Genomic DNA, 5,635 nt, shown 5'->3' with positions numbered 1-5,635 from the left:
CCAAACAAGTCACCAGTTGAAACGCGTTATGTTGGTAGTGAACTGAATTCAGCGGGGTGATGATTAGATAATGCGATCGCATTTTGTTGGTAGCGAGTAGGCTCCCCAATATTTCCCCAATAACCTGGTTCCCTACGGGAGTCAGGTAGGCGGTCTGATATCGTTGTACATTGATAGGGGTATCGTTGTACATTGATAACCTAGTGGGTTCCCCTATGGGTTGTTTTTGAGCCATACCCTCCCCCTAACCGAAACAAGCACTATTGGGGAAACGAACGATGTGATAGCAGTCAATGGTTCGTTACGAACCGATAGGCTTGCCATTGACGGGTATCACAAGGGAGTTACCCTATCGGTGTTTGGTTGGGGGGTGGTATGAGTGTTTGACAGATTGATTAAGTTGTGCTTGTTGACTGAGTAATCAACCTATTGACAGAATTATTTTCCTGTGCTAGGACTAAGTTATGAGTAACATTTGAGTAACTAGGCATAGTTATCGGGTTGAGTAATAGCCCGCTATCGCTGTCAGGATAAGGGTTTATACTAAACTCCCCGGGTAGGATTCGAACCTACGACCAATCGGTTAACAGCCGACCGCTCTACCACTGAGCTACCGAGGAAAGTGGGTTGTGGTTATCTTGGCCACAGTTAACTATAGTAACCCAGTGGTAAAATTTTGTCAAGCATTTTGCTCAAATTTATTTTAGCCCCATCCGCAACTGAGCCAAACGCCTTTGAGACTCAGGGTCTAGGGAACTGTCAAGAAAGCGACTCCTCGATCGCTTTGGAGTTTGGTGGCGACGTTGGCGCTGTCGATTAGAGGCCTCAACAGCTTCCGATAGCTGCATTGCAGACATCCATTCAGCACCGTAGCCCATGACAGTCAACTGTTGTGCGCGGTCTGAGGTAGCCACCAGCAACCGCCGCCGTGACAGTCGCAATTTATGACGCAGGGACGCACACATTTTTTCTATATAAGTGTCAGCAGTTTGACCATAAGCTGTATAGTGAATCAACAGATTACGGCTGACCTTTTCACTGACACCGGGAGTATTCTGATAGTGAGCATCGAAGACAATGCGAGCATCAAGACCTTCAAAAGCACTGTAATTAATCAGACTTTCGATCAGATGTCGCCGGGCTGACTCCGTGCTTTCCCCGTCGCGCTTTTGTTGCAGACCGGGCCAAATTCCGATGATGTTATAACCGTCTACAAACAGGACGGCATTGGTTAAAGGGCGTGACATGATTTATTACTGGAAAGCTCATATTGAACAGTGGACAATTTTTGCTTAGTTTCAATAATGGCATTTTTTTCGTTAGGTAGGATGAAAAAATCAAGTTTTCCAATCTAGGCTTGATGATTTTGCATCAATCGGCGTTTTAGGGGTTCAGGGTTTCCCTGAGCCACGACACGGCCGTTTTCCAACAAAAAAGCACCATCGCTGTAGTCAAGTTCATCGAGGCGGTGTGTCACCCAGAGGGCGGTAATGCCGCGATTTTTGACTAAATGGCGAACTTGAATAACCAGGTCTCGCTGACTGTCGGGGTCTAGTAGGGCGGTAGGTTCATCGAAAAGTAGGACTTGGCAATGTCTAGCGATCGCACCTGCAATAGCTATACGCTGTTTTTGTCCTCCGCTGAGGGCATAAATAGGGCGGCGTTGCAATTCCAGCAATTTCACCGCCCCCAAAGCATCCTCAACCCGCCGTCTAACTTCTTCTAGGGGGAGGCGGTCTTCCACCAAACCAAAGGCCACATCTGCCCCCACAGTAGGCATAACCAGTTGGTGATCGGGATTTTGGAAGACAAACCCCACCCGTCCCTGAATGTTAATCTCACCGGACTGGGACGGCAACAGTCCTGTCAGTAGCCGCAACAGGGTTGATTTGCCGCTGCCATTAGTACCAAGCAACATCCAAAATTCCCCTTTAGGGACGGCTAGGGAACAAGAAGTCAGGACTCTAGCACCTCCCGACCATTGAAAGTTCAGGTTTTTGACTTCAATAGCCGGGTTGGTTGTTTGGGGTCTGGCAGATTGGCTCATTATGTTAAGGCTACAAATCCAGGAGATCTACCTGTGGCTGTGGTGCCAGATTTTTCGGAAATCTGCACGGCCGAGATTTCGCTGCTGAGGACAGCTACTTTTTTATCGGTCATTTTCTCGCAGGTTAGCTCTAACAGTTGCCGATGGTCTGAGCGCATCATGTCTAGGACCTGGTTATAGACCCCTACAGCGTCCTCTTGGGTCTTTCTTTGTACCGATAGGGGAACCGGGACATATTTAACGATGATGTCAATGGTGAACATAGAAAAGTCTTAAAAAAACGTTAAGTTTAACACCGACTCTCATCAGTATGGCAGATATCGGCACTGTCTGCTTGACATCATAACTCTTACCTCGCCAGGAATCAGGCGATCGCATCACTTCTGGACTATTACCGATCCCCAGTAGTACCCTCGCCATTAATTTCATTCTGGGACTTGCCAATCTGAGAATTTATGTTTATACTGTTAAGATAGGTAAAGAAAAGTTAACTGCATCGATCATATTCCTAACTTTCTGTTAATAACGGGAAGCTAGATTTTACAATAGAGATCAGTTGGCTGATTTACTGGAAATTATAATTTATTCGGAGATTTGGGTTTATGACAATAGCAGTCGAACGCCCCCAAGTCACTAGAGGATGGTTTGATGTCCTCGATGACTGGCTGAAGCGCGATCGCTTTGTATTCGTAGGATGGTCTGGTATCCTGCTGTTCCCCTGTGCCTATCTATCTATCGGCGGATGGCTCACCGGAACCACCTTTGTTACCTCTTGGTACACTCACGGACTCGCCAGTTCCTACCTCGAAGGCTGCAACTTCCTGACCGCTGCCGTCAGCACCCCCGCCAACAGTCTGGGTCACTCCCTGCTGTTCCTGTGGGGTCCCGAAGCTCAGTGGGACTTTACCCGCTGGTGTCAATTAGGGGGTTTATGGGCTTTTGTAGCTCTACACGGAGCTTTCGCGCTGATTGGGTTCTGCCTGCGTCAGTTAGAAATCGCCCGGTTGGTTGGCATTCGTCCTTATAATGCGATCGCTTTCACCGGTCCTATTGCGGTGTTCGTGAGCGTATTCTTAATGTACCCCTTGGGTCAATCTGGATGGTTCTTTGCTCCCAGCTTTGGTGTAGCAGGCATCTTCCGGTTTATCCTATTCTTCCAAGGATTCCACAACTGGACTCTCAACCCCTTCCACATGATGGGAGTTGCGGGCATCCTCGGTGGTGCGCTACTCTGTGCTATTCACGGTGCTACAGTAGAAAACACCCTGTTTGAAGACGGAGAAGGTTCTAACACCTTCCGAGCTTTTGAACCCACCCAAGCGGAAGAAACCTACTCCATGGTGACAGCTAACCGCTTCTGGTCTCAGATTTTTGGTATTGCTTTTTCCAACAAACGCTGGTTACACTTCTTCATGCTGTTTGTTCCTGTAACAGGGCTGTGGATGTGTTCCATCGGTGTAGTAGGTCTAGCTGTGAACCTGCGGGCTTATGACTTCGTGTCCCAAGAATTGCGCGCGGCAGAAGATCCTGAGTTTGAAACCTTCTATACTAAGAACATTCTACTTAACGAAGGTATTCGCGCTTGGATGGCTCCAGCCGATCAACCTCACCAAAACTTTGTATTCCCCGAAGAAGTTCTACCTCGCGGTAACGCTCTGTAATCTGGGACTACTCACATAACCAATTAACCCCCTTTCCTCAACGGATTGGGGGTTTTGGTTTGATTTTGATTTTATGGGTTCAAAAGGCTTCTGATGGTTTCGATCCGATCGCGATTAACTCCCAAATCTGACTCTCCCAGTCGGGAAGCCGATCGCACTTGAATCAGCGCCGCGTGATCATCTAAATAAAATTCTACATCATCCACAAAGCCCATAATCGCCGAGGTAAATTCGGCATTAAGATAATGGTCATCCGCCGTCACGATTTTGGCGTTGTCCATACTCTCGACCACTTGTTTGATTTGAGCCAATGCTTCCTCCCCAGAGGTGGAATAGGTGAAAGGTTCGATATAATGAACCGCGTCCTGGCTTTGGGTGGAAACGCAGTTAGGGGAATCGGGACAATCGGAGAGATGGCCGTCGTGTACTCCTAGGTTATCGGGTCGCTGTCCTGAGAAGGAAAACAGACTCCCTAGGACGCTGGGATGGGTAGGCGCAGCCAGCGCCACGGTTTCCCCCCCAAAATATCCAACCAGTCCCAACCATAAGGCGATCGCCATGGGTAGTAATTTTTTGTGCAAGAATCTTAGGGGTGAAATCTGCATTTGACATCCTCCCCAGCCTAAAGGCGTGGGGATTCCTCGTTTGACCATTAGATAGCCTCCTGACGGGTAGACAAACAAGCCACTGCCCCAGGCTGGGGTCTAACATAGCTTAACGTTTGCCCATTCAGGTCGGCAAGCCCTGCCGCCAAAATATTTACACTGGCGTTGATATCGCGGTCCTGTTCTGCCCCGCAATTTAAGCAAAGCACAGACCGGATCGAGAGGTCTAGTTTGCCCCAGCGATCGCCACAACATGAACAAGTCCCAGAAGTGGGTTCCCATCGACTGATGACCCTCACCTCTCGCTCATTAATCATGTTAGCCTTGGCTTCACACAGGGTTCTAATGTGTCGCCACCCGGCCCGGCTGATGGCCCTAGCTAGACAGCGGTTTTTAACCATACCTGAGACATTTAAATCCTCCAACACTACAACGCTGTTGTCTCGAACTAATCGAGTCGCCAGCTTTTGGTTGAAGTCTTGGCGAATATCGGACTGTTTCGCTTCTGTACGGGCGATCGCCATCCGTAAACGCCCTCGTCCCCTAGAGCCTTTAACAGACCTAGCTAGTTTACGCTTACCCTTGCGGATTTTGCGGTCTAAGGTATTGGTATTAGGTGCCTTCACCTTCTCACCTGTGCTCAATGTGGCTAAGGTTTCCAGTCCCAAATCCACGCCGACCCCTTGGTTTTTAGGTTCGACGGTGATGGGCTGAATCTCCACTACGAAACTCACAAAGTACCGCCCTGCACAGTCTTTAATTACTGTCACTGAACTAGGCTCAGAGGGCAGGGGTCTCGACCACTTCGTTTTTAACTCCCCAATTTTGGCGACATAGACTTTAGAGCCTTTCAGTTTAAATGCTGCTTTGGTAAAACGAGCAGATTGCCGGTTTGTCTTCTTTTTGAATCGAGGGGGGTTTACCCTTGGCCCCTTGCGTTCGCCCTTAACGGATTTAAAAAAGTTACGGTAGGCAATGTCTAAGTCCTGGAGAGCTTGCTGCAATGGAACGGAGGAAACATCACCAAGCCACGCCCTTTCCATAGTCTTCTTTGCCTCGGTCAACCGCCCTGAGAGTACCTTAACCCCCGGATACTGCCCAGACTGTTTTGAGAACCCTAACCCATCATTAAAAGCTACTCTCACACAGCCAAACAGTTGAGCAAGGCTTTGCTGCTGTCCGACGGTGGGGTAGATTCTATACTGATAGCGTGCTTTCATCGCTGTAGGCTCAGTGGTTTTGTAGTAATATACTAACTTAGGTGCGMGACGTTTAGGAATCAAATAAGACTGAAATGCCTGAAAAAACTTACTAGTGGGAAT

General features: G+C 48.5%; 8 protein-coding genes and 1 tRNA gene. 1 reads left to right on the top strand and 8 read right to left on the bottom strand.

Features of this window, described 5'->3' with window-relative positions:
• The 6 genes from B9T16_RS25035 to B9T16_RS25010 all read right to left on the bottom strand — a co-directional run.
• Positions 1–235, bottom strand: a 235-nt coding sequence (locus B9T16_RS25035) for a hypothetical protein (protein ID WP_410246040.1), incomplete at its 3' end; no start/stop codon positions are given.
• Positions 236–548: 313 nt separating this feature from the next.
• A tRNA-Asn gene (locus B9T16_RS25030) sits at positions 549–620 on the bottom strand.
• Between the two features lie 78 nt (positions 621–698).
• Positions 699–1,247, bottom strand: a complete 549-nt coding sequence (locus B9T16_RS25025) for an NYN domain-containing protein (protein ID WP_410246039.1) — start codon at positions 1,245–1,247, stop codon at positions 699–701.
• A 104-nt stretch (positions 1,248–1,351) separates the two neighbouring features.
• Positions 1,352–2,047, bottom strand: a complete 696-nt coding sequence (locus B9T16_RS25020; RefSeq protein ID WP_410246038.1) for an energy-coupling factor ABC transporter ATP-binding protein — start codon at positions 2,045–2,047, stop codon at positions 1,352–1,354.
• Entirely contained in the window at positions 2,047–2,310 is a 264-nt protein-coding gene (locus B9T16_RS25015; RefSeq protein ID WP_410246037.1) for a hypothetical protein, read from the bottom strand. Before B9T16_RS25015 ends, B9T16_RS25020 begins: the two co-directional genes overlap by 1 nt.
• Entirely contained in the window at positions 2,297–2,467 is a 171-nt protein-coding gene (locus B9T16_RS25010) for a hypothetical protein (protein ID WP_157888687.1), read from the bottom strand. The genes B9T16_RS25015 and B9T16_RS25010 overlap by 14 nt, the downstream gene beginning before the upstream one ends.
• A 182-nt stretch (positions 2,468–2,649) precedes the next feature.
• On the opposite strand from B9T16_RS25010, the gene psbD reads away from it, so the two are divergent.
• Complete coding sequence (psbD, locus tag B9T16_RS25005) at positions 2,650–3,708, top strand: photosystem II D2 protein (photosystem q(a) protein) (RefSeq protein ID WP_006620420.1); 1,059 nt, start codon at positions 2,650–2,652, stop codon at positions 3,706–3,708.
• A 71-nt stretch (positions 3,709–3,779) separates the two neighbouring features.
• Here psbD and B9T16_RS25000 read toward each other — a convergent pair whose 3' ends face one another.
• Complete coding sequence (locus B9T16_RS25000; RefSeq protein ID WP_410246036.1) at positions 3,780–4,361, bottom strand: DUF1499 domain-containing protein; 582 nt, start codon at positions 4,359–4,361, stop codon at positions 3,780–3,782.
• Positions 4,361–5,635 (bottom strand): RNA-guided endonuclease InsQ/TnpB family protein (locus B9T16_RS24995; RefSeq protein WP_410246035.1); only part of this gene is annotated, 1,275 nt, incomplete at its 5' end. The genes B9T16_RS24995 and B9T16_RS25000, both read right to left, overlap by 1 nt.

It is taken from the genome of Arthrospira sp. PCC 8006 (assembly GCF_046480465.1).
Taxonomy (GTDB): Bacteria; Cyanobacteriota; Cyanobacteriia; order Cyanobacteriales; family Microcoleaceae; genus Limnospira; species Limnospira platensis.
Note: the sequence above shows the minus strand (reverse complement) of the source record. Positions and strands in the feature narration are given on the sequence as shown.

Excerpts from the sequence above, each read along its gene's own strand:
- psbD (WP_006620420.1), top strand. The coding sequence starts at position 2,650 with ATGACAATAGCAGTCGAACGCCCCCAAGTCACTAGAGGATGGTTTGAT.
- B9T16_RS25000 (WP_410246036.1), bottom strand. The coding sequence starts at position 4,361 with ATGGTCAAACGAGGAATCCCCACGCCTTTAGGCTGGGGAGGATGTCAA.
- B9T16_RS25010 (WP_157888687.1), bottom strand. The coding sequence starts at position 2,467 with ATGGCGAGGGTACTACTGGGGATCGGTAATAGTCCAGAAGTGATGCGA.
- B9T16_RS25020 (WP_410246038.1), bottom strand. The coding sequence starts at position 2,047 with ATGAGCCAATCTGCCAGACCCCAAACAACCAACCCGGCTATTGAAGTC.
- B9T16_RS25015 (WP_410246037.1), bottom strand. The coding sequence starts at position 2,310 with ATGTTCACCATTGACATCATCGTTAAATATGTCCCGGTTCCCCTATCG.
- B9T16_RS25025 (WP_410246039.1), bottom strand. The coding sequence starts at position 1,247 with ATGTCACGCCCTTTAACCAATGCCGTCCTGTTTGTAGACGGTTATAAC.